Source organism: Luteibacter sahnii, assembly GCF_034063545.1.
Lineage (GTDB): Bacteria > Pseudomonadota > Gammaproteobacteria > Xanthomonadales > Rhodanobacteraceae > Luteibacter > Luteibacter sahnii.
This window is the reverse complement of the sequence record NZ_JAQLOK010000001.1, coordinates 613,763-635,814: the sequence shown is the minus strand read 5'-3', so window position 1 is coordinate 635,814 and position 22,052 is coordinate 613,763. Positions and strand designations below refer to the sequence as shown.

Below are 22,052 nucleotides of genomic sequence, written 5' to 3'. Positions count from 1 at the left end.
CAGCAAACCGGCCCATAATGGTGGCTCCCCCCGTCACAGCCGGACCCGACCATGTTCAGAGGCGTGATCCTCGGCTTCGCCTGCTACGCCGCCTACGCCTGGAGCGACGCCTTCGTGAAGTCGCTGGAGGGCTCGCTCCCGGCCTACGAGGCGGTGTTTTTCGGGGCGGTGCTGGCGCTGGCCGCCCTGCCCTTCCTGAAGAAGCCCGGCGACCGCTGGAGCGAGGTGGTGGTGTCGAAACTGCCGGCCCTGTGGCTCCTGCGCGCCACGGCCGGCGCCATCGGCAACGTCACGGCGGTGATGGCCTTCACCGCCCTGCCGATGGCCGAGGCGTTCTCGCTCATCTTCCTGTTGCCGATCTTCGTGACCATCCTGTCGGTGGTGTTCCTGCGCGAGCACGTGGGCTGGCGGCGCTGGTCCGCCGTGGTGGTGGGTTTCCTCGGGGTGCTCGTGGTGCTGCGGCCGGGCTTCCGCCACCTGGGCACGGGCCACGTGGCCGCCATTATCTGCGGCATCACCGGTGCGCTGTCGATCATCGCGCTGCGCATGGCCGGCGCCTCGGAGAAGCGCATAACGCTCTACGGCGCAGGCGTGATAGGACCGATGATCGCGGGCTTCGTGATGATGCTGCCGCATTTCGTCTGGCCCACCTGGCACCAGTGGTTCCTGGTGCTCGGCTACGGCCTGCTGGCAGCGGCGGGCGCGGTGCTGCTGATGCTCGCTACCCAGCATGCCCCGGCCAACCGCGTGGCGCCTACCCAGTACAGCCAGATGCTGTGGGCAATCCTGTTCGGCTACCTGTTGTTCCACGACCACCTGGACTGGCCGATGCTGGTGGGCATCGTGATGATCCTGGGCGCGGGCCTGTTTACCTTCGTGCGGGAGGAGAAAAAGACCCAGTGGTGGCGGTGGACGAACATCGTCTGAGCGTGGACGACGTGGACCCGGCGATCAGGCGTTGGACACGCCGTGCGGCACGTGGCCGGTCGCGACCACGCGGCGCGCCGACTCCACGTTGGCCGGGGAATCGTCGAAGAAGATGTCGGCGCCGAACGCATCCAGGAACGGCCCCTTGTCGCGCCCGCCGAGGAACAGCGCCTCGTCGATGCGCACCCCCCAGCGGCGCAGCGTGAGGATCACCCGCTTGTGCGCCGGCGCGGAGCGCGCCGTGACCAGCGCGGTGCGGATCGGCGCGGTCTCCGCGGGAAACGCGGCCTGCAGGCGATGCAGCGCCGAAAGGAACCCGCGGAAGGGGCCGCCCGACAGCGGTTCGGCCCACAGTTCGGATTCGTTGCGGTGGAAGGCGTCCAGCCCCTGCTCTTTCGACACCCGCTCGCCCTCGTCGCCGAAGATCACCGCGTCGCCGTCGAAGGCGATGCGCAGTTGCTCGGTGGAGCGCGGCGGTGCCGTCGAGGGCAGGATGGTGGCCGCCGCCACGCCCGCCCGTAGGGCGCGTCCCACGTCTTCGGCGTTGGCCGAGAGGAAGAGATCGGCCTTGAAGGGAGCGATGTAATCGGAGGTGGGGGCGCCGCTGGTGAAGGCGGCGCGCGAGATGCCCAGCTGGTAGTGCTGGATCGCGTTGAAGATGCGTAACCCGGTGTCGCCCGAATTGCGCGACAGCAGGATCACCTCCACTGCCGGCACGTCCGCCGACAACTTGTTCAGTCCCAGCAGTTTCTGCACCAGCGGAAACGCCACGCCCGGCTTGAGCAGTTCGTTCTCGTGTTCGATCTGGTAGGCGCGATAGGCGTCGAGCCCGTCGCGCTCGAACAACTCGTGGCTGTTTTCCATGTCGAACAGCGCCCGCGACGAGATGGCGACGACAAGGCGGTTGTCGCCAACGGAGGACGCGGCGTGGGCGTTGGACTCAGGCGTGGTCATGGGGCGGTCCGCGAAAGGCATGCGACGCCCATCGTACATCGTCGACGCGCCAGCGGCGCCCGCCCAGCGGTTACGGCGCGAACTGCTCGTCGAGGATCCGCTGTTGCAGGTTGTGCTCCGGGTCGAACAGCAGACGCACCGAATTGCGCCGCGACTGACGGATCTCCACCGTCTGCACGTCGCGCACCTCGTGGAAATCGGCCGTCGCGCTGATCGGTCGCTTGTTCGGATCGCGCGTTTCGAAGGCCACCCGGGTGGCGTGCGGCAGGATGGCGCCGCGCCAGCGGCGGGGACGGAACGGACTGATCGGCGTGAGCGCCAGCACGTTGGCCTCCAGCGGCAGGATCGGACCGTGGGCGGAGAGGTTGTAGGCGGTGGAGCCGGCCGGGGTGCTGAGCAGGATGCCGTCGCAGACGAGTTCGTCCAGCTTCACCTCGCCGTTGAGCCGCACCTGCAGGTGCGCCGCCTGGTTGCTCTGCCGGAGCATCGCCACTTCGTTGAACGCGATGGCGCGATGTTCCATGCCGTCGCGGCAGGTGCAGTGCATTTCCAGCGGATGCAACACGGCGGGATGGGCCCGGGAAACGCGCTCGTGGAGACCGTCGATCTCGTGGCGGTTCATCAGAAAGCCGATGTGACCCAGTTTCATGCCATAGAACGGCACGCCCAGCGTACGGTAGGCATGCAGCGTGCGCAGCATGAAGCCGTCGCCACCCAGCGAGACGATGATTTCGGCGTCGGCCGGCTCGACGCCGCCGTAGCGCCGGTCCAGCTCCTCTCGGGCGCGTTGGGCGACTTCGGTTTCACTGGCGACGAAGGCTAGGCGCATGGGCGATGGCGAGGTGGGTCGAGCACGGAGCTTAGCCCTAAACCGCGCCGGGAGAAAATCGCGGGAGCGCGCCGGGCGCGCTCCCGCGACACGCGTCAGACCGGAATCTGCGCCAGCTGGGCCAGGCGGCGGACGGCGACCGAGGCGATCGGGTAGTCCGCGTTCTGGGTGAGGATCTCGGCCAGCATCGCCCGGGTGTACTTGAGCGTGGCGTCGTCCCGCTCCAGCCACGCCTGCACGGGCGAGACGTCGGTACGGTCACCCGCCACGGTCAGCACCTGCAGGGCCAGGGCGCGATGCTGGGCGTTGAGCTCGTCCAGCAGCGAACCGCGGGCCTGCGCGTGCCACGCGCCTTCCACCGGCAGGGCCTCGATCTGGCCACGCAGCCACTCCAGGTCGAGCGCTTCGGCCAGTTCGTAGAACACCGGCGCGACCACGGCCATGGGCTTGCCGCTCTGCCGCGAGACCTCGACCATGTCCAGCGCGGCACGCAGCACCGGGATGCGGGCCAGGCGCACGGCCAGGGTCTCGGGCACGCCGAGGCCTTCCCATTTCTCCTGGCTGGCGGCGAAGTCGCCCCGGCCCGTGTCCGTAAGGGCCCCGGGCAACGCCTGGCGCAACACCGTCACCTCGGCCGCGTAACGGTCGACGTTGGCCGCGATGTCGAGCGTGCCGCCCGGACGGTTGAGCAGCCAGCGCGTGAGGTGACGCAGCAACGACCAGATCTGCAGGATCGCGTCGATCTGGGTGTCTTCGGCCACCGTGCCGTCGAGGGCCTCGATCGCCGCCCACAGCTCGCGCGCGTCGAGGATCTCACGGGCGGCGGTGTAGGCCTTGGCGATCGCCGCCGGGCCCTGCCCCGTGTCTTCCTGCATGCGCATCATGAAGGTGGCGCCCATGCGGTTGATCGTCGAGTTCGTCACCGCGGTGGCGATGATCTCGCGCTTGAGGCGGTGGCGCTGCATGTGCTCGGCGTACTTCTCGTGCAACGGCACGGGGAAATAACGCACCAGCTCGCGCGACAGGTAGGGGTCTTCCGGCACGTCCGACTCCAGCAACTGCTGGAACAGGCGGATCTTGTCGTACGACAACAGCACCGACAGTTCGGCGCGGGTCAGGCCCTGGCCCTTCTGCTTGCGCTCGGCCAGTTCGGCCGGCGTGGGCAGCGACTCGACCTGACGATCGAGCAGGCCTTCCGCCTCGAGGGTGCTGATGAAGTGGGCCATCGAACCCAGGCGGCGCACCGACTGGTGTTCCATCAGGGTGATCGCCTGGTTCTGGCGATAGTTGTCCCACAGCACGAGGCGGCCGACCTCGTCGGTCATCTCGGCCAGCTGGCGGTTGCGGCCCTCGAAGGTCAGCTCACCGCGCTGCACGGCGTCGTTGAGCAGGATCTTGATGTTCACCTCATGGTCGGAGGTGTCCACGCCGGCGGAGTTGTCGATGAAATCGGTGTTCATCAGCACGCCCGCCTGGCCCGCTTCGATGCGGCCCTTCTGGGTCATGCCGAGGTTGCCGCCTTCGCCGATCACCTTGCAGCGCAATTCGTTGCCGTTGACGCGCAGGCCATTGTTGGCGCGGTCGCCCACGTCGGCGTGGGTTTCGCTGGAGGCCTTCACGTAGGTGCCGATGCCGCCGTTCCAGAGCAGGTCGACCGGTGCCTTGAGGATGGCCGAAAGCAGGTCGTTCGGCGCCATGTGCGTGGCCTCGGAACGGATGCCCAGCGCGGCGCGTACCTGCGGCGACACGGGAATGGACTTGGCGCTGCGCGGATACACGCCGCCACCGGCGGAGATCAGCGACTTGTCGTAGTCGTCCCACGATGAACGCGGCAGCGCGAACATGCGCTGGCGCTCGGCGAAGCTCGTCGCCGCGTCGGGCGTCGGGTCGAGGAAGATGTGCCGATGGTCGAACGCGGCCAGCAGGAGGATGTGCTCGGAAAGCAGCATGCCGTTGCCGAACACGTCGCCGGACATGTCGCCGATGCCGACGGTGGTGAAGTCCTGGGTCTGGCAGTCGCGGCCCAGTGCGCGGAAGTGGCGCTTGACCGACTCCCAGGCGCCCTTCGCCGTAATACCCATGCCCTTGTGGTCGTAACCGTTGGAACCGCCCGAGGCGAAGGCGTCGTCGAGCCAGAAGCCGTGTTCGGTGGAGATCGCGTTGGCGATGTCCGAGAACGTGGCCGTGCCCTTGTCGGCCGCCACCACGAGGTAGGGATCGTCGTTATCGTGGCGCACCACGTCGTGCGGCGGCACCACCTTGCCCTCGACAAGGTTGTCGGTGATGTCGAGCAGGCCGTTGATGAACATGCGGTAGCAGGCGATACCCTCGGCCAGCTGCGCGTCACGGTCACCGCCCACCGGCGGGCGCTTGACGAAGAAGCCGCCCTTCGAGCCGACCGGCACGATGACCGTGTTCTTCACCATCTGCGCCTTGACCAGGCCTAGCACCTCGGTGCGGAAATCCTCGCGGCGGTCGGACCAGCGCAGGCCGCCGCGGGCGACGGGCCCGAAGCGCAGGTGGATGCCTTCCACGCGCGGCGCGTAGACGAAGATTTCGCGGAACGGCACCGGCTTGGCGAGGTCGGGCACCTTGTTCGAATCGAACTTGAAGCTCACGTACGAGCGGTAGGCGCCGTCCCACGCCTGGAAGAAGCTGGTACGCAGGGTCGCATGCACCAGCGCGATGAAGCTGCGCAGGATGCGGTCTTCGTCGAGGCTGGCGACGTTGTCGAGCAGCGTGTTGATCGCCTCTTCGACCACGGTGACCTGCTCGGCGCGCGGGCGCGACAGGGCGCCGAGCACGTTGTCGATCAGGCCCGGATGGGCGGCCAGCGTCTCGGCGTCGATGAGCGCATGCATCTCGTGCGCGAGCATGCCTTCGGCGTAGGCCTGCTGCTTCTCGTCGAGCGTTTCACGGCGTGGGTCGAAGCGCGCGTTGAACAGTTCGATGATGAGGCCGGCGATCGCCGGGTAACGGTTGAGCGCGTCTTCCATGTAGGCCTGGGAGAAGGCCACGCCCGTCTGCAGCAGGTATTTGCAATAGCCGCGGAGCACGGCGACCTGGCGCCAGTCGAGCTTCGCCCCGAGCACGAGGCGGTTGAAGCCGTCGTTTTCGGCGTTGCCACGCCAGATCTGTTCGAAGGCGTCTTCGAACAGCGTGCCCACCTGCTCCACCTCGAACGCGAGGCGGCCGACCGGCTGCACTTCGAAATCCTGGATGTAGAGCGAGCCGTCGGCCAGCTTCATCTCGTACATGTGCTCAGTGAGCACGCGCAGTCCGAGGTTCTCCAGCTGGGGCAGCACTTCGGACAACGCGATGTCCGCGCCCGAGCGGTAGATCTTGAAGCGCAGTTCTTCCGGACGGTGCGGCGGGTGGTAGAACGACATGCTGACGGCGTCCGGGCCGTCGAGGCCGGCCAGCGAGGCCACGTCGGCGGCGGCCACCTGGGGCGACACCTCGTCGACGTAGCCGGCGGGCAGCGCCTTGCCGTAGCGGTTGGCCAGGATGATGCCCTGCTGCTCGCCCATCGAGGCGATGAGCCGGTCACGCAGTTCGTCGTACCAGTTGCGCGCGATCGACGCGATCTGCGCCTCCATCGCCACGGCGTCGTACACCGGATGGTCGCCGATGCGCGGGCGAACCACCACGTGCAGGCGGACCAGCGCGGCCTCGCCCATCAGCACGGCGGAGTCCACGTGCTCGCCGTGGAAGGCCTCGCGCAGCACGCCCTCGACGCGCTCGCGTACCGAGGTGTTGAAGCGGTCGCGCGGGATGTACACCAGGCAGGAGAAGAACCGGCCGTAGCTGTCGCGGCGGATGAACAGGCGCGTGCGCGTGCGCTGGGCCAGTTCGAGCAGGCCGATCGACAGCGCGTAGAGTTCGTCGGTGCTGCACTGGAACAGCTCGTCGCGCGGCAGCGTGTCGAGGATGTGACGCAGCGACTTGCCCGAGTAGGAGTCGCGCTTGAGGCCCGAGCGGGCCATCACCGCCTCGCACTTGTCGCGCACCAGCGGCACCTGCTGCGGGTGGGCCATGTACGCGTTGGACGAGAACAGGCCGAGGAAACGCTGCTCGGCCACCGGGCGGCCGGCATCGTCGAAACGCAGCACGCCGATGTAGTCCATGTAGCCCGGCCGGTGGATCGGCGAGCGGGCATTGGTCTTGGTGAGGATGATCGCGTCGGTGGATCCCGAGCGCGGGAGTTCGGAGGCCACCAGCGTGCGCAGCGAACGCGGCGCCAGCGAGCGCTCGGCGGTGCGCAGGATGCCCAGGCCCGACCCGTCGACGGTCTTGAGGACGTCGTCGCCCTCGCCCGGCGCCACCTCGTATTCGCGGTAGCCCATGAACGTGAAGTGGTCGTCGGCCACCCAACGCAGGAACGCCGTGGCCTCGTGCACTTCGTCCGGGGTGTACGGCAGTTCGCGGTTGGCGAGGTCGCCGGCCACTTCGATCATCTTGCCGCGCATGGCCTGCCAGTCGGTCACCGCCTCGCGCACGTCGGCAAGCGCGGTGTCGATGCGGGCCTTGAGCGTGCCGAGGTCACCGTCGTCGAGGCGATCGATCTCGAAGCGCATCACCGACTCGGGCTGGCCTTCGCCGATGCCCTGCAGCACGCCCGACGCCGAACGCGTCACCGGCACCACCGGGTGGATGATCGCGTGGATGTCGGCCTGGGCGGCGGCCACCATCGACACGGTGTCCACGAGGAAAGGCATGTCGTCGGTGACCACCTCGATCACCGCGCGGGTGCCGGAGACGCCCGGGTTGTAGACGCGCAGCTTGGCCTGGCCGGGCGAGCGCTCACGGATGAAACCGAGCAGATCGGCGATCAGGGCCGCCCAGCGCTCCGGCGCATGCAGCGCATAGTCGGCGGGGGCGATCCGCTCGAAGAAGGCCTCGATAAAAAAGCGCGCCTCAGGGAGGCGCTCCGCGGGATAGTCGATCTTTTTCAGTTCATCGAAGACGACGGTGTGAAACTGGCCGTTTTCGGCGGCGCGAATCGCATTCATGGGCGGATGTCGGCTTGGGGAGAGAGGAAAACCGGCAAAGGATAGCTCCCACCGACATCAAGTAGCCACCGCCCGCGCGTTCGTGCGAACACGGATTTTTCACTGCATCGCGGCATAACTACGCGTCCCGGTCGATGACGGAGCCCGTGCGAGAGGCGTCGCGGGAGGCGGTGCGACGCACCAATCGCGACGGACAGGCCGTTAATGGGCCGTTGACGCTGGCGTGAGGGAGATTCTAAACTGGACGGTATAGTCCAGCAGGTCTCGCCCCGTGTCGCTCCTGGATACCCGCCATGCCTCGAACCATCAGCAACGGGTACTCCAGGCGGCCTGCGCGTTATTCCTGCGCGACGGGTACCGCGTCAGCATGGGCGCCGTGGCACGCGAGGCGGGCGTGTCGAAGCAGACCGTGTATGCACATTTCGCCAACAAGGACACGCTGTTCCACGCCGCCGTCGAACAACTCGTGCTGCCCCTGCATGCCAGCCTGGCTCCCGAGAGCCGCAGCCTGCCAGACACGCTGCACGCGTTGGCGCAGGCCCACCAGACCCATGTGATGGATCACGCCAACCTCGCGCTCGGCCGGATGCTGATCGCGGAGGCGCCCCGGTTTCCCGCCGCCGCGAAGACGTTCTTCCGGACCGCGATCGACACCGTCGCGCGCCGGCTCGCCAGGTTGATGGCCGAGGCGATGGACCAGCACCGCATGCGCCGGGAAGACCCCGACGTGGCGGCGGAGATCTTCCTCGCCATGCTGCACGGCATGGAGGGAGACCGGCGGCTCTTCGGCATGCAGGCCAGGGGGCAGGACGCGCAGGACCAGTGGGCGCGACACGCGGTAAACGTATTTATGCACGCGTACGACATCCTTCCGGATGCCCCGGCGCGAACGAACAAGAAACCTGGAAACGGAACGGAGTTCTCATGAAACCCCTGCCCCTGCGCACTTCCCTGCTGGTCGTCGGCCTCGCCGCGGCCCTCGCCGCCTGCCACAAGCAGGAAGCCCCCCAGCAGCCGCCCCCGCCGGAAGTCGGCGTCGTCACGGCCCAGCCGCAGGACGCCCCGCTGGTCCAGAACCAGGTGGGCCGCCTGTCTTCCTATCGCACGGCCGACGTGCGGGCCCGCGTGCCCGGCATCCTGCTGCGCCGCCTCTACGACGAAGGCACCGACGTCAAGGCCGGCCAACCGCTGTTCAAGATCGACCCGCAGCCGCTGAAGGCCGAACTCGACCAGCAGCTGGCGTCGCTGGCCTCCGCCCGCGCCTCGGCGGCGAACGCCAAGGCCCAGGCCGACCGCGCGCGCAGCCTGATCGGCAAGAACTACGTCTCTCGCCAGGACCTCGACACCGCCGAGGCCAGCGAGCGCACCACGGCGGCCGCCGTGAAGCAGAGCGAGGCCGCCGTGCAGGCCGCCCGGATCAACCTCGGCTTCACCGACGTGGTCTCGCCCATTGATGGCCGTGCCGGGCAGCAGCAGGTGACCGAAGGCGCCCTCGTGGGCCAGGGCGACACCACCCTGCTGACCCAGGTCGACCAGATCGACAAGCTCTACGTGAACTTCAGCATGTCCGTCGCCGACCTCGACACCATGCGCAAGGCCGCCGCGGCCGGCAACGCCACGCTGTCGGACAACGCGAAGTCCACGGTAACCATCGAGTTACCCGACGGCTCCGACTACACCGAAAAGGGCCAGCTCGACTTCTCCTCGGCCGTGGTGAACCCGCAGACCGGCACGGTCAACCTGCGCGCCCTGCTCGCCAACCCCGACCTGCGCCTGCTCCCCGGCCAGTTCGTCACGGTCAAGGCCGACCTGGGCAGCCTGCACAACGTGTTCCTGGTGCCGCAGTCGGCCGTGTTGCGCGACGCCAACTCGGCCTACGTCATGGTGGTGGGCGAGGGCCACGTGAAGGATCCCCAAAGCGGCGAGGACAAGACCATCCCCTCCGCGGCGGTGCGCCGTCCGATCCAGGCCGACCGCCTGGTCGGCGAGAACTGGGTGGTGACCGGCGGCCTCAAGCAGGGCGACCAGATCATCGTGCAGGGCCTGCCCAAGGCACGCGAAAACGCTCCGGTGAAGGCCTCGCCCGCCACGGCGGCCGCGCCCTCCGGCAATCCCGATGGCAAGGCGGCCCCGCAGGCCGCTGCCGGCGGCAAGCAGTAAGGGAGTCCCCTCATGCCGAGTTTCTTCATCGATCGCCCCATCTTCGCGTGGGTGGTGGCGATCCTCATCAGCCTCTGCGGCACGATCGCCCTGCTCAACATGGGCATCGAGTCGTATCCGAACATCGCGCCCCCGCAGGTGGTGGTCACCGCCACCTACCCGGGCGCGAGCGCGGACACGACCGAAAAGACCGTGACCCAGGTCATCGAACAGCAGCTGACCGGTATCGATCACCTGCTCTACTTCAGTTCGGCGTCGAGCTCCGCCGGCCAGGCCACGATCACCCTGACCTTCGAGTCGGGCACCGATCCGGACATCGCCCAGGTGCAGGTGCAGAACAAGGTGTCGCTCGCGACGCCGCGCCTGCCCTCGGAAGTGACCCAGCAGGGCGTCGTGGTGGCCAAGTCCAACCCTGACTTCCTGATGTTCGTGGCGCTCACCTCGAACAACCCGGCCATCGACGGCGATCGCCTGACCGACCTGGTGTCCTCGCAGGTGCTCGACCAGATCGCGCGCATCCCCGGCGTGGGCAACACCCGCCAGCTGGGCGCCGAGTACGGCATGCGCATCTGGCTCAACCCGGACAAGCTGCGCGGCTACGGTCTGTCGGCCTCCCAGGTACGCAGCGCGCTCACCGCCCAGAACGTGCAGTTCGCCGCGGGCTCGATCGGTACCGATCCGGCACTGAACGGCCAGGGCTTCAGCGCCACGGTGTCGGCCGAAGGCCGCTTCACCACGGCCGAGGAGTTCAAGGACATCATCCTGCGCGCCAACAACGACGGCACGGTCGTGCGGCTGAAGGACGTCGCGCGCATCGAGCTGGGCCCGCAGAACTACGGCTTCAACGCGCAGTACAACGGCACCGCCACCGGTTCGTTCGGCGTGCAGCTGCTGCCGGGCGCCAACGCGCTCAACGTGGCCGAAGCCGTGCGCGCGAAGATGGACGAGCTCTCCAAGAGCTTCCCGGACGGCGTCACCTGGTTCGCCCCGTACGACACCACCAAGTTCGTGGTCATCTCCATCGAAGAAGTGGTGCATACCCTGGTCGAGGCGATCATCCTCGTCTTCCTGGTGATGCTGCTGTTCCTGCAGAACTTCCGCGCCACGATCATCCCCACCCTGGTCATCCCGGTGGCCTTGCTCGGTACCTTCCTGGGCCTGTCGCCGCTGGGCTTCACGATCAACCAGCTGACCCTGTTCGGCATGGTGCTGGCGATCGGCATCGTGGTGGACGACGCGATCGTGGTGATCGAGAACGTCGAACGCATCATGAGCGAGGAACACATCTCGCCCAAAGAAGCCACGCGCAAGGCGATGGGCCAGATCACCGGCGCCGTGGTGGCGATTACCGTGGTGCTTGCGGCGGTGTTCGTGCCCTCGGCGCTCCAGCCGGGCGCGTCGGGCATCATCTACAAGCAGTTCGCGCTGACCATCGCGGTGTCGATGGGCTTCTCGGCCTTCCTCGCCCTGTCGTTCACCCCGGCCCTGTGCGCCACGATCCTCAAGAACGAGCACGGCAAGAAGAAGAACATCGTCTACCGCAAGTTCAACGACATCTTCGACCGCACCACGCACACCTACTCGGGCCACATCGGCTCGGCGGTGCGCCACGCGCCGCGCTGGATGATCGTGTTCGTGCTGATCGGCGTACTCTGCGGCTTCCTGTTCACGCGCCTGCCGACCAGCTTCGTGCCCGACGAGGACCAGGGCTTCGCGCTGGCCATCGTGCAGCTGCCGCCGGGCTCGAGCCTGGCCCGCACCGAAAAGGTGATGGGCGACATCCGCGGCATCATGCTGAAGGACCCCGCCGTCGAAGGCGTATTCCAGATCTCCGGCTTCAGCTTCGTCGGCCAGGGCGAAAACGTCGGCATGGTGTTCATCCGCCTGAAGGACTGGGACGTCCGCGACACCACCGCCACCGAGTTCATCCAGCAGGCCAACGGCAAGATGCAAGCCGTGCGCGACGCCACGATCTTCGTGGTCAACCTGCCGACGATCCGCGGCCTGTCGCAGTTCGGCGGTATCGACATGTACCTGCAGGCGCGTGGCGGCCAGTCGCGCGAAGAACTCACCCAGGCCCGTAACCAGCTGCTCGGCGCCGCCGCGCAGAACAAGGCCCTGGTGGGCGTGCGCCCGAACACCCTCGAGGACGCCCCGCTGCTCCAGCTCAACGTCGACCGCACCCAGGCGCAGACGATGGGCCTGTCGGTCAGCGACATCTACACCGCCATCCAGCTCACGCTGGCGCCGGTGTACGTCAACGACTTCCAGTACGGCGGCCGCGTGAAGCGCGTGATGCTGCAGGCCGACGCGCCCTTCCGCATGGGCACGGACGCGTTCCAGCACATCTTCACCCCGAGCGGCGCGACCAGCAGCACCGGCACCACCTCGTCCACGCAAAGCAGCAGCACGGGCAGCAGCGCCACGGGCACCGACAACGGCATGGTGCCGCTGTCGAGCGTGGTGCACACCAAGTGGGGCATGGCCGCACCCAGCCTCACCCGCTACAACGGCTACTCAGCCGTGGAAATCGTGGGCAACAACGCCCCCGGCTACTCCACCGGCCAGGCGATGGGCATCGTCGAGCAGATCGTCAACGACAAGCTGCCCAAGGGCTTCGGCTATGACTGGACCGGCCAGTCCTACCAGGAAATCCTGGCGGGCAACTCCGCCACCATGCTCATGGTGCTGTCGATCGTGATCGTGTTCCTCTGCCTCGCGGCGCTGTACGAAAGCTGGTCCATCCCGGTGGCCGTGCTCCTCGTGGTGCCCCTGGGCATGCTGGGCACGGTGGTGTTCTCGATGCTGCGCGGCCTGCCGAACGACATCTACTTCAAGATCGGCCTCATCACCGTCATCGGCCTGGCGGCGAAGAACGCGATCCTGATCGTGGAATTCGCGGTCGAGCAGCAGCAGGCGGGCAAGACCCTGCGCGACTCGGTGGTGGAGGCGGCCCGGTTGCGACTGCGCCCGATCCTGATGACGTCGATGGCGTTCATCCTCGGCGTGCTGCCGCTGGCGATCTCCACCGGCGCCGGCGCCAACTCCCGCCACGCCATCGGTACGGGCGTGATCGGCGGCATGCTGTTCGCGACCTTCCTGGGCCTGTTGCTGATCCCGGTGTTCTACGTGTCGGTGCGGCGCATGCTCGGCGACAAGCTCGACGAGGTATCGCACAAGCTGCCGCACCATGGCGGTGACGACGACCACGACCCGCACGGCGGTGGCGGTAACCACGGCCCGTCCGATACCGGTCCTCACGCACCGAACGTCGGTGACCTGAGCGCCTTCGACTCGGATCCCCGACGAGGCACCCAGCGACCCTAAGGTCAACGAAAAGGCCCGGCTGCAAAAAGCCGGGCCTTTTTTTTGTTTCATCGCGAATGACCGGGGCTATCCGGCTATCGACCTGACGGCCCGGTGGATGTTCGACCGGGCGCGGTGTTGCCATCTTGTAGCGCCAGAGCGCGTTGCACCTGGGCGTTTGGCGGGGAGACCTTGATGTCCACCCTCGCTGCTCGGGCAGTCCTCCGCGTTCGACAGGGCAAGGCCGCTGACGCGGCCCATGTGCTAATAGGCCTGCGGCCGCTTCCTTGTGCGGAACTCGCCTCGAGGGTGGACACCAAGATCTCTTCCAGACGGTGAGGTCGGATGCTGGGAAAGCGCGGGTCGTTTTTTGGCCGATCTGCGCAAGCGCTGCGTGATATGTGAAACGGCATCCCGACAACGGGTATCCCACGTCGCGACGAGTTGACCGGCGTTGTAGGGCGGAGCGAGGTGAAGCTCACTGGCTCGCCGCGGGGCGCCGTACGGACTCTCACAACACGCCGCCCCGGTCATGGGGAGAGTCTTCGGTGTCCACCCTCGAGGCGAGTTCCGCACAAGGGAGCGGCCGAAGGCCGTTTGGATACACGGGCCGCGTCAGCGGCCTTTCCCTGTCGAACGCGGAGGACTGTCCGAGCAGCGAGGGTGGACACCGAAGGCTCTTGCCTCACGGCCTCACGGCCTCACGCTTCGGGCCGGCGGCGAGGTGCGTAAGCGGCTCACCGCGCCGACGCGGCCCCGTGCCCTTGGCGAAGCGCCGACGTTCGTCAGGCGCCTCGCCCCACGGCGATCAGCGCAGCCCGGTCTCCGCGCGCGCGATCACCAGGCGCTGGATTTCGCTCGTGCCCTCGTAGATTTCGGTGATCTTCGCATCACGGAAGTAGCGTTCCAGCGGCATTTCCTTGGAGTAGCCCATGCCGCCATGGATCTGCACCGCCTGGTGCGCGATCCACATCGCCGCCTCTGAGGCGACCAGCTTGGCCATCGACGCCTCGGTGCCGAAGCGGCCGCCGGTCTTTTCCACCTGGGCCTTGGTCCAGGCCGCGCGCAGCGTGAGCAGCAGGGCCGCGTCGAGCTTGCACTTCATGTCGGCGATCTTCGACTGGGTCATCTGGAACGTACCGATCGGCGTGCCGAACGCCTTGCGATCACGCGACCACTGCAGCGTGGCCTCGTAAGCGGCGCGGGCGATGCCCACGGCCTGCGACGCGATGCCGATGCGGCCGGCGTCGAGCACGCCCATGGCGATCGCGAAGCCCTTGCCTTCCTCACCGAGCAGGTCGTCCTTCGGGCACACGTAATCGTGGAATTCGATCTCACAGGTGGCCGACGCGCGGATACCGAGCTTGGGTTCGGTCTTGCCGGCGAGGAAGCCCTGGCGCTGGGTGTCGATGATGAAGGCCGACACGCCGCGGGCACCGATGCCCGGCGTGGTCACGGCGAACAGCACGATGTAGCGTGCTACCGGACCCGAGGTGATCCAGCTCTTCTTGCCGTTGATGACCCAGTCGCCGTCGGCGTTCTTCACCGCGCGGGTGTGCATGTTGGACGCATCCGAGCCGGACTGCGGCTCGGTGAGCGCGTAGGCACCGATGGCCTCGCCGGAGGCGATGGCGCGCACATAGGCCTGCTTCTGCGCCTCGGTGCCGTTCTTCAGGATGCCGTTGCAGAACAGCGAGTTGTTCACCGACATGATGGTCGAGGTGGCGGCATCGGCCGCGGCGATCTCCACCATGGCCAGCACGTAGGCGATGGGATCCATGCCCGCGCCGCCGTATTCCTCGGGCACCTCGATGCCCATCAGGCCCAGTTGGCCCATCTCGCGGATGTTCTCCAACGGAAACTCGCCCTTGGCGTCGAGTTCGGCGGCGACCGGCGCGATGCGCTTCTGGGCAAAATCACGGGCGATGGACTGGATCGACAACTGGTCGTCGGTAAAACGGAAATCCATGGGGCATACCTCATGCCGACCCTGCGGCCGGCCAGTCTGGAGTGGGCAATCCAGCCATTCTAACGGCCGTTCGACCCTTTGCCGCCCTGCACCGCAACATGCGCCCTTGACGCTGGCCCGCGCCGGCCGCATCCTTAAAATCTCTGTATCGCGATAAAAGGATGTTGGATGGATCTCTCGACCGCCTCCACGGTGCTCCGGCTCCTGGCGGACCCGACCCGCGTCCGCCTCCTCGCCCTGCTCGACCGCGAGGAACTGACCGTGGCCGAACTGGCGGCGGTGCTTCACCTGGCCCAGCCGCGCGTGTCCACCCACCTGGCCAAGCTCAAGGAGGCCGACCTCGTGCGCGACCGCCGCGCCGGCGTTTCGGCCTACTACCGGGCCAACGCCGAAGCCGATCCCACGCTGGCCGCCCTGGTGGCCTCCCTGCGCGACACGCTCAGCGACGCCTTGCTGCGCGAAGACGCCGAGCGCCTGCCCACCGTGCTGGCCCAGCGCGCCCGCAGCGAAGGCTGGGCCGATACCGTCGCCGGCGATATGGAGCGGCACTATTCGCCCGGTCGCACCTGGGAGACCCTGGCCAGGTCGCTGCTTCAATTGCTGGAAACCGGCGACGTGCTCGACATCGCGTCGGGCGACGGCGTGACCGCCGAACTGCTGGCGCCGCACGCCCACGCCATTCTCTGCATCGACAGTTCAGAGCGCGTGGCGGATGCCGCCCGCCAACGCCTGGCGCATTTCCCCAACGTGGAGGTGCGCCAGGGCGACATGCATGCGCTCGACCTGGGCGAGCGCCGTTTCGACCTGGTGCTGCTGATGCACGCCCTCACCTACGCGGAGCACCCCGACGAGGTGTTCCGCCAGGTGGCGAAGGTGCTCAAGCCGGGCGGGCGCGTGCTGGCCGCCACCCTCGGCGAACATGACCACCGCGCCGTGGTCGAGCCGTTCGACCATCGCAATCTCGGCTTCGACTGCGACGGACTGGCCGCGCTGGCCCGCGACGCGGGCCTGGACGTGGTCAGTTGCGAGCGCCTCAGCCGCGAACGGCGCGCCCCGCATTTCGAAGTCATCAGCCTGCTCGCGCGCAAGCCCTGACCGGAGGTCGACATGAGCACCCTACCCTGGCTCCATCCCGACCGCGTCGCCCTCATCGAAAAGGGCCTCGCCGAGCGAATCATGATCCTCGACGGCGGCATGGGCACGATGCTCCAGGGGCACCGGCTCGACGAGTCCGGCTACCGCGGCGAGCGCTTCGCCGGCGGCCATGACAGCCTGCATGCGCACGACCACCCCGGCGAGTGCGACCTGAAGGGCAACAACGACCTGTTGCTGCTCACCCAGCCGGCGATCATTAAGGGCGTGCACCAGGCCTACCTGGACGCTGGCGCGGATTTCGTCGAAACCAACACCTTCAACGCCACCCGCGTGAGCCAGGCCGACTACCACCTCGAACACCTCGTGCCCGAACTCAACCGCGAAGGCGCCCGCCTGGCCCGTGAGGCGTGCGACGACATGACCCGGCGCACGCCGGATAAACCCCGTTTCGTCATCGGCGTGCTCGGGCCGACCAGCCGCACGGCGTCGATCTCGCCGGACGTCAACGATCCCGGCTACCGCAACATCGACTTCGAAGCGCTCAAGAGCAACTACATCGAATCGGCCCGCGCCCTGATCGAAGGCGGCGCCGACACGATCATGGTCGAAACCATCTTCGACACGCTCAACGCGAAGGCGGCGCTGTTCGCCCTGGCCGAGCTGTTTCACGAACTGGGCGGGCGCGTGCCGGTGATGATCTCCGGCACCATCACCGACCGCTCCGGCCGCACGCTCTCGGGGCAGACCGCCGAGGCGTTCTTCTACTCGGTGGAGCACATCCAGCCCTTGTCGGTGGGCCTCAATTGCGCGCTCGGCGCGGAAGACCTGCGACCGCACGTGCAGATGCTCGCGCGCATCGCCAACGCGGCCGTGAGTACGCACCCCAACGCGGGCCTGCCCAACGCGTTCGGCGAATACGACGAGACGCCCGAAAGCATGGCCGCCACCATCCGCGACTTCGCGGCCAACGGCCTCATCAACATCGTGGGTGGCTGCTGCGGCACCACGCCCGCGCACATCGCCGCCATCGCCGAGGCGGTCGCACCCTTCCCGCCCCGGCTCCGCCAGGCCACCGCGAACGCCGCATGAGCATCCGATATACCCGCCTTTCCGGCCTCGAGCCGCTGGTCCTCACCCCGGACCTCAACTTCATCAACGTCGGCGAGCGGACCAACGTCACGGGCTCGGCCCAGTTCCGCAAGCTGATCAAGGAAGGCCGCTACGAGGAAGCCGTGGACGTCGCCCGCCAACAGGTGGAGAACGGCGCCCAGATCATCGACATCAACATGGATGAGGGCCTGATCGACTCCGAAGCGGCGATGACGCGCTTCGTGAACCTGATCTCGTCCGAGCCGGACATCGCCCGCGTGCCGATCATGGTCGATTCGTCCAAGTGGAGCGTGATCGAAGCGGGCCTGCGCTGCATGCAGGGCAAGGGCATCGTCAACTCCATCTCGATGAAGGAAGGCGAGGCACTATTCCTCGAACACGCGCGCAAGGTGCGCCAGTATGGGGCCGCCGTGGTCGTGATGGCCTTCGACGAGGCCGGCCAGGCCGACACCAAGGAGCGCAAGGTCGAGATCTGTTCGCGCGCGTACGCGCTGCTCGTGGACACGCTCGATTTTCCGCCTGAAGACATCATCTTCGACCCGAACATCTTCGCCATCGCGACCGGCATCGAAGAGCACAACAACTACGCGGTCGATTTCATCGAGGCCACGCGCGAACTCAAGCGGCGTTTCCCCGCCTCGCACGTCTCCGGCGGCGTGTCCAACGTGTCGTTCTCGTTCCGCGGCAACAACCCCGTGCGCGAGGCGATCCACTCGGTGTTCCTTTACCACGCCATCGCGGCGGGCATGGATATGGGCATCGTCAACGCCGGCGCCCTGGCCATCTACGACGACCTGCCCGCCGACCTGCGCGAGCGCGTGGAAGACGTGGTGCTCAATCGTCGCCCCGACGCCACGGAGCGCCTGCTCGAGGTGGCCGACACCTACAAGGGCGGCAAGGGCGGCGCGGTGGTCGAGTCGGCCGCGTGGCGTGACAAGCCCGTGATCGACCGCCTGAGCCATGCGCTGGTCCACGGGATCGACCAGTACGTGGTCGAAGACACCGAGGAAGCGCGCCAGCTTTCCGCGCGCCCGCTCGACGTGATCGAAGGCCCCCTGATGTCCGGCATGAACGTCGTGGGCGACCTCTTCGGGGCCGGCAAGATGTTTCTTCCGCAGGTGGTCAAGTCGGCGCGGGTCATGAAGAAAGCGGTCGCCCATCTCATTCCGTACATCGAGGAAGAGAAGCGCGTCTCGGGCGAAGTCGGCCGGAGCAACGGCAAGATCGTGCTCGCCACCGTCAAGGGCGACGTGCACGACATCGGCAAGAACATCGTGGGCGTGGTGCTCCAGTGCAACAACTTCGAGGTGATCGATCTCGGCGTGATGGTACCCACGCAGAAGATCCTCGACACCGCGCGGGCCGAGAACGCCGACATCATCGGGTTGTCGGGCCTCATCACCCCGTCGCTGGAAGAAATGAGCCAGGTGGCGCGCGAGATGCAGCGCCAGGATTTCCAGGTGCCCCTGATGATTGGCGGCGCGACCACCTCACGCGCACATACGGCGCTGCGTATCGAGCCGCACTACCGTTCGCCCACGGTGTGGGTGAAGGATGCCTCGCGCGCCGTCGGCGTGGCGCAGTCGCTGGTCAGCAAAGAGCTCGTCGACGACTTCATCGCCAAGGTGCGCTCCGAATACGCCGAGGTGCGCGAGCGCCACCGCGGCCGCGGCACGGGCAAGCAACTGGTGCCGCTGGGCAAGGCCCGCGAGCAACGATTCCGCGGCGACTGGGCGCGTTACATGCCGCCCACGCCCCGAACGCCCGGTCTGACGATCTTCGACGATTACGACCTCGCCGAGTTGCGCGACTACATCGATTGGTCGCCGTTTTTCAACGCCTGGGAACTCGCCGGCCGCTTTCCGGACATCCTCACCGACGAGATCGTGGGCACCCAGGCGAGCGAGCTCTACCGCGATGCCCAGGCCATGCTCGACCGCATCATCGACGAGAAGTGGCTCACCGCCCGCGGCGTCATCGGCTTCTGGCCGGCCGCGCAGGTCGGCGACGACATCGAGGTCTACGCCGACGCGGCGCCGGGCAAGCGCAAGCCCCTGGCCACGCTGCACCATCTTCGCCAGCAGGCCGACAAGCCGGTCGAACGACCGGACTTCTGCCTGGCCGACTTCGTGGCCCCGCGCGACAGCGGCGTGGCCGACTGGATCGGAGGCTTCGCGGTCACCGCCGGCATCGGCATCGATGCCCACGTGGCGCGCTTCGAAGCCGCGCACGACGACTATTCGTCGATCCTGCTCAAGGCGCTCGCCGACCGCCTCGCCGAGGCGTTCGCCGAACGGATGCACGAGCGCGTGCGCAAGGAGTTCTGGGGCTACGAGCCCGACGAAGCGCTGGACAACGCCGCGCTCATCGCCGAGGCCTACCGCGGCATCCGCCCCGCCCCGGGCTATCCGGCGTGCCCCGAGCACACGGAAAAGCGCTCCCTGTTCGCCTTGCTCGACGCCGAGCGCCACACGGGCATCGAGCTGACCGACAACTTCGCCATGTACCCCACGGCGGCGGTCTCGGGATGGTATTTCTCGCACCCCGAGAGCCAGTATTTCGTGGTGGGCCGCCTCACCCGCGAGCAGGTCGACGACTACGCCCGGCGCAAGGGCTGGGACCGCACGGAAGCCGAGCGCTGGCTGGCCCCTTACCTCGACTACGACCCGGACTGACCCCGGCGGGGATCAGCGGTCCTCGGGACCGCCCGGGGTCACGGTCTCGTTCGCGTCGCGGTTTTTCAGGTGGGCGAAGACGTTGTAGATCGAGACCAGCATGGGGAACGCCGTCTGGATGATGCCCACCGAATCGTTCTTGCCCCAGATGAAGTAGGCGAGCGTGAGCACGCTGCCGCTCACCGAGAGGTACCAGAAAGACATCGGTACGGTGACCCGCTTGTTCTTCTTGGTGGCGTAGAACTGGACGAACCAGCGCGCCGTGAAGAGCAAGGTGCCCAGCAGGCCGATGATCTTCCAGGGGGTGAGGGTCAGCAGATGGAGGTTGGCGAGGGCTTCATGCATGGCGGTGTCCGCACGTCGTGACCGGGGCATGGTACGCATCCCGGCTTGCCATGGGCTTACCTGGGGCAGCCCACAAGAAAAAACCCGGCCGGAGCCGGGTTTTCGAAACGATGGTGGGCGGTACAAGGATCGAACTTGTGACACCTGCCGTGTGAAGGCAGTGCTCTACCGCTGAGCTAACCGCCCATCGAGCAGGCTATTTTAGGGTGTGCCCAGAGCGTCGTCAATGGCATCAGGACGACTTGCAGTACCCCTGGGCGGTACTGGCATTGGACGAGGTCGCCAACGCCGCGCTTGCGGCCCGGCCCCCGCTCTGCAGGATGACCGTGCGGCCTGCGAACCGCACCCCGCTCTGACCGACCGTATCGCTGCTGGATTTGGCGCACACCCAGAACTGCGCGCCGCCCAGCACGGAGCTGCCACGGGCGTCGAACGTGATCAGGCTCGCATTACCCTGGATGGACGCGTTGGACATGCCCTGGGTCACCTGCAGGACTTCATTACCCGCCGCATAGGCGGTCTTGGGCCCGCTGTTGACGTAAACCAGCCAGCCCGTGTCGTAGACGTTCCCTCCCGACGTACACGTGGGCGTCGCCGAGGCCACGTTCGAACTCGGGCAGACAGACACGTAGACACCCCGGGTGACCGCGGTGGACCGGGCCAGGCGCAAGGCGCCCAGCAGCTCGTTGGTCTGCGCCGCCACCGCGTTGCGCTTCATGAAATCGGAAAACGTCGGCACGGCGATGGCCAGCAGCACGGCGAACACCAGGAGCGTCACCACGAGTTCGATCAGCGAAAAGCCGTACCCGCTGGACCGTGGCTTCATGGCGACGCCCCGCAGTATTCGGCGATTTCGTCGTTGCTGCGTCGACGCATGCGTTCGAGGTCTTCCGGGGATAGCCGCCGGGCCTGCGTGGGATCGCCGCTATCGACCAGCATTGCCTTGCCGTCCAGCACCCGGAGGTTATCGCGCGCACGCGCGCAGTTCTGCGCGCGCGCACCGGCCTCGGCTTTTTGCAACGCCGTGTCCGAGGTGCCCGTCGTCGACGCGGACGCCGGGGCCGGCACGGTCTCGATCCCGCCGCCACGCACATCCACCGGCTGGGCCGCCACGCCGGGCGGTGCGGTGTCGCCGTAGTGGGTCACGCCTTGGGCGTCGGTCCATTTGTAATAGCGTTGGACCTGCTGCGCCTGTGCCGCGCAGACAACGAAAAAAGCCGCGAGTGCCCAGGCATGCCGGCTCACTTCGACAACCCCCAGCACGTCGGATCGTTGGCGGTCGTGCCCGTCGACGTACGCGCCCCGGTGTTCGTCAGCGACAGCGTCTGGCATTGCGTATCGGATTTCTGCTGCGTACCGGTGGCCGCGGCGGTGACCACGAAACCGGTCGACGAGGCCGACGCGATGCTGACGGTGTAATTGGCACCGGCGGCCGACGACGAGGACGCCAGCGTCGCGAGGCTCTTGGCGTACGTGTTGGTCGAATAGAACGCTCGCTCCTGCCGGGCGGCCAGGTCGACCAACGCGCGCTGCGCGTCGGTGCGATTCGCCCGGACCACGTACTTTCGGTACGACGGCACGGCGATCGCCGCGAGGATGGCGATGATGACGAGGGTCACGAGCAGTTCGATCAACGTAAAACCTTCGGAACGCCGGGGGCGGGTGGACAT

15 protein-coding genes and 1 tRNA gene are annotated in these 22,052 nt (G+C 67.3%); 7 read left to right on the top strand and 9 right to left on the bottom strand.

What is annotated here, in order from left to right; all coding sequences use genetic code 11:
- Window positions 1-51 precede the first annotated feature (51 nt).
- Complete coding sequence (locus tag PI246_RS02930) at window positions 52-927, top strand: DMT family transporter (protein ID WP_320549785.1); 876 nt, start codon at window positions 52-54, stop codon at window positions 925-927.
- A 24-nt stretch (window positions 928-951) separates the two neighbouring features.
- Here PI246_RS02930 and PI246_RS02925 read toward each other — a convergent pair whose 3' ends face one another.
- From PI246_RS02925 to PI246_RS02915, 3 genes are all read right to left on the bottom strand, one after another.
- Window positions 952-1,881, bottom strand: coding sequence for a 5'-nucleotidase (locus tag PI246_RS02925; protein WP_320549784.1), 930 nt, complete (start codon window positions 1,879-1,881; stop codon window positions 952-954).
- 70 nt (window positions 1,882-1,951) lie between these two features.
- A complete protein-coding gene (locus PI246_RS02920; RefSeq protein WP_320549783.1) occupies window positions 1,952-2,710 on the bottom strand; it encodes an NAD kinase in 759 nt (252 codons plus the stop codon).
- A 95-nt stretch (window positions 2,711-2,805) separates the two neighbouring features.
- Window positions 2,806-7,722: an NAD-glutamate dehydrogenase gene (locus PI246_RS02915; RefSeq protein WP_320549782.1), complete on the bottom strand. Its 4,917-nt coding sequence runs from the start codon at window positions 7,720-7,722 to the stop codon at window positions 2,806-2,808.
- A 271-nt stretch (window positions 7,723-7,993) separates the two neighbouring features.
- Here PI246_RS02915 and PI246_RS02910 point away from each other — a divergent pair, with 271 nt between their 5' ends.
- From PI246_RS02910 to PI246_RS02900, 3 genes are read left to right on the top strand one after another with little or no spacing between them, the layout of a single operon-like run.
- Window positions 7,994-8,650 carry a TetR/AcrR family transcriptional regulator gene (locus PI246_RS02910; RefSeq protein ID WP_320549781.1) on the top strand — a complete coding sequence of 219 codons (657 nt, stop codon included), beginning with the start codon at window positions 7,994-7,996 and terminating at the stop codon, window positions 8,648-8,650.
- Complete coding sequence (locus PI246_RS02905) at window positions 8,647-9,882, top strand: efflux RND transporter periplasmic adaptor subunit (RefSeq protein WP_320549780.1); 1,236 nt, start codon at window positions 8,647-8,649, stop codon at window positions 9,880-9,882. Before PI246_RS02910 ends, PI246_RS02905 begins: the two co-directional genes overlap by 4 nt.
- A gap of 12 nt (window positions 9,883-9,894) precedes the next feature.
- Window positions 9,895-13,209 carry an efflux RND transporter permease subunit gene (locus PI246_RS02900; protein WP_320549779.1) on the top strand — a complete coding sequence of 1,105 codons (3,315 nt, stop codon included), beginning with the start codon at window positions 9,895-9,897 and terminating at the stop codon, window positions 13,207-13,209.
- Window positions 13,210-13,996: 787 nt separating this feature from the next.
- Here the strand turns inward: PI246_RS02900 and PI246_RS02895 are convergent.
- Window positions 13,997-15,157 (bottom strand): acyl-CoA dehydrogenase family protein, encoded by a 1,161-nt coding sequence (locus PI246_RS02895; RefSeq protein WP_320549778.1) that lies wholly within the window; start codon window positions 15,155-15,157, stop codon window positions 13,997-13,999.
- A gap of 168 nt (window positions 15,158-15,325) precedes the next feature.
- On the opposite strand from PI246_RS02895, the gene PI246_RS02890 reads away from it, so the two are divergent.
- Genes PI246_RS02890 through metH form a run of 3 tightly spaced genes read left to right on the top strand, consistent with a single transcriptional unit; the run spans window position 15,326 to window position 20,037 of the window.
- Window positions 15,326-16,252 (top strand): metalloregulator ArsR/SmtB family transcription factor, encoded by a 927-nt coding sequence (locus tag PI246_RS02890; RefSeq protein WP_320549777.1) that lies wholly within the window; start codon window positions 15,326-15,328, stop codon window positions 16,250-16,252.
- 12 nt (window positions 16,253-16,264) lie between these two features.
- Window positions 16,265-17,341 carry a homocysteine S-methyltransferase family protein gene (locus PI246_RS02885; RefSeq protein WP_320549776.1) on the top strand — a complete coding sequence of 359 codons (1,077 nt, stop codon included), beginning with the start codon at window positions 16,265-16,267 and terminating at the stop codon, window positions 17,339-17,341.
- Window positions 17,338-20,037, top strand: coding sequence for a methionine synthase (gene metH / locus PI246_RS02880; protein WP_320549775.1), 2,700 nt, complete (start codon window positions 17,338-17,340; stop codon window positions 20,035-20,037). The genes PI246_RS02885 and metH overlap by 4 nt, the downstream gene beginning before the upstream one ends.
- A 12-nt stretch (window positions 20,038-20,049) precedes the next feature.
- Here the strand turns inward: metH and PI246_RS02875 are convergent, their stop codons facing one another.
- The 5 genes from PI246_RS02875 to PI246_RS02855 form a co-directional block, all read right to left on the bottom strand.
- Window positions 20,050-20,382: a lipid-A-disaccharide synthase N-terminal domain-containing protein gene (locus tag PI246_RS02875; RefSeq protein ID WP_320549774.1), complete on the bottom strand. Its 333-nt coding sequence runs from the start codon at window positions 20,380-20,382 to the stop codon at window positions 20,050-20,052.
- Window positions 20,383-20,493: 111 nt separating this feature from the next.
- Window positions 20,494-20,568: transfer RNA gene (locus PI246_RS02870), tRNA-Val, on the bottom strand.
- A 46-nt stretch (window positions 20,569-20,614) separates the two neighbouring features.
- A complete protein-coding gene (locus PI246_RS02865) occupies window positions 20,615-21,208 on the bottom strand; it encodes a GspH/FimT family pseudopilin (RefSeq protein ID WP_320549773.1) in 594 nt (197 codons plus the stop codon).
- On the bottom strand, window positions 21,205-21,645 hold the full coding sequence (locus tag PI246_RS02860; RefSeq protein ID WP_320549772.1) for a DUF4124 domain-containing protein: 441 nt from the start codon (window positions 21,643-21,645) through the stop codon (window positions 21,205-21,207). Before PI246_RS02860 ends, PI246_RS02865 begins: the two co-directional genes overlap by 4 nt.
- Complete coding sequence (locus PI246_RS02855) at window positions 21,624-22,052, bottom strand: type IV pilin protein (protein WP_320549771.1); 429 nt, start codon at window positions 22,050-22,052, stop codon at window positions 21,624-21,626. The genes PI246_RS02860 and PI246_RS02855 overlap by 22 nt, the downstream gene beginning before the upstream one ends.

Excerpts from the sequence above, each read along its gene's own strand:
- PI246_RS02865 (WP_320549773.1), bottom strand. The coding sequence starts at position 21,208 with ATGAAGCCACGGTCCAGCGGGTACGGCTTTTCGCTGATCGAACTCGTG.
- PI246_RS02915 (WP_320549782.1), bottom strand. The coding sequence starts at position 7,722 with ATGAATGCGATTCGCGCCGCCGAAAACGGCCAGTTTCACACCGTCGTC.
- PI246_RS02930 (WP_320549785.1), top strand. The coding sequence starts at position 52 with ATGTTCAGAGGCGTGATCCTCGGCTTCGCCTGCTACGCCGCCTACGCC.
- PI246_RS02920 (WP_320549783.1), bottom strand. The coding sequence starts at position 2,710 with ATGCGCCTAGCCTTCGTCGCCAGTGAAACCGAAGTCGCCCAACGCGCC.
- PI246_RS02890 (WP_320549777.1), top strand. The coding sequence starts at position 15,326 with ATGGATCTCTCGACCGCCTCCACGGTGCTCCGGCTCCTGGCGGACCCG.
- PI246_RS02925 (WP_320549784.1), bottom strand. The coding sequence starts at position 1,881 with ATGACCACGCCTGAGTCCAACGCCCACGCCGCGTCCTCCGTTGGCGAC.
- PI246_RS02875 (WP_320549774.1), bottom strand. The coding sequence starts at position 20,382 with ATGCATGAAGCCCTCGCCAACCTCCATCTGCTGACCCTCACCCCCTGG.
- PI246_RS02900 (WP_320549779.1), top strand. The coding sequence starts at position 9,895 with ATGCCGAGTTTCTTCATCGATCGCCCCATCTTCGCGTGGGTGGTGGCG.
- PI246_RS02895 (WP_320549778.1), bottom strand. The coding sequence starts at position 15,157 with ATGGATTTCCGTTTTACCGACGACCAGTTGTCGATCCAGTCCATCGCC.
- PI246_RS02885 (WP_320549776.1), top strand. The coding sequence starts at position 16,265 with ATGAGCACCCTACCCTGGCTCCATCCCGACCGCGTCGCCCTCATCGAA.
- metH (WP_320549775.1), top strand. The coding sequence starts at position 17,338 with ATGAGCATCCGATATACCCGCCTTTCCGGCCTCGAGCCGCTGGTCCTC.
- PI246_RS02905 (WP_320549780.1), top strand. The coding sequence starts at position 8,647 with ATGAAACCCCTGCCCCTGCGCACTTCCCTGCTGGTCGTCGGCCTCGCC.
- PI246_RS02855 (WP_320549771.1), bottom strand. The coding sequence starts at position 22,052 with ATGTCCACCCGCCCCCGGCGTTCCGAAGGTTTTACGTTGATCGAACTG.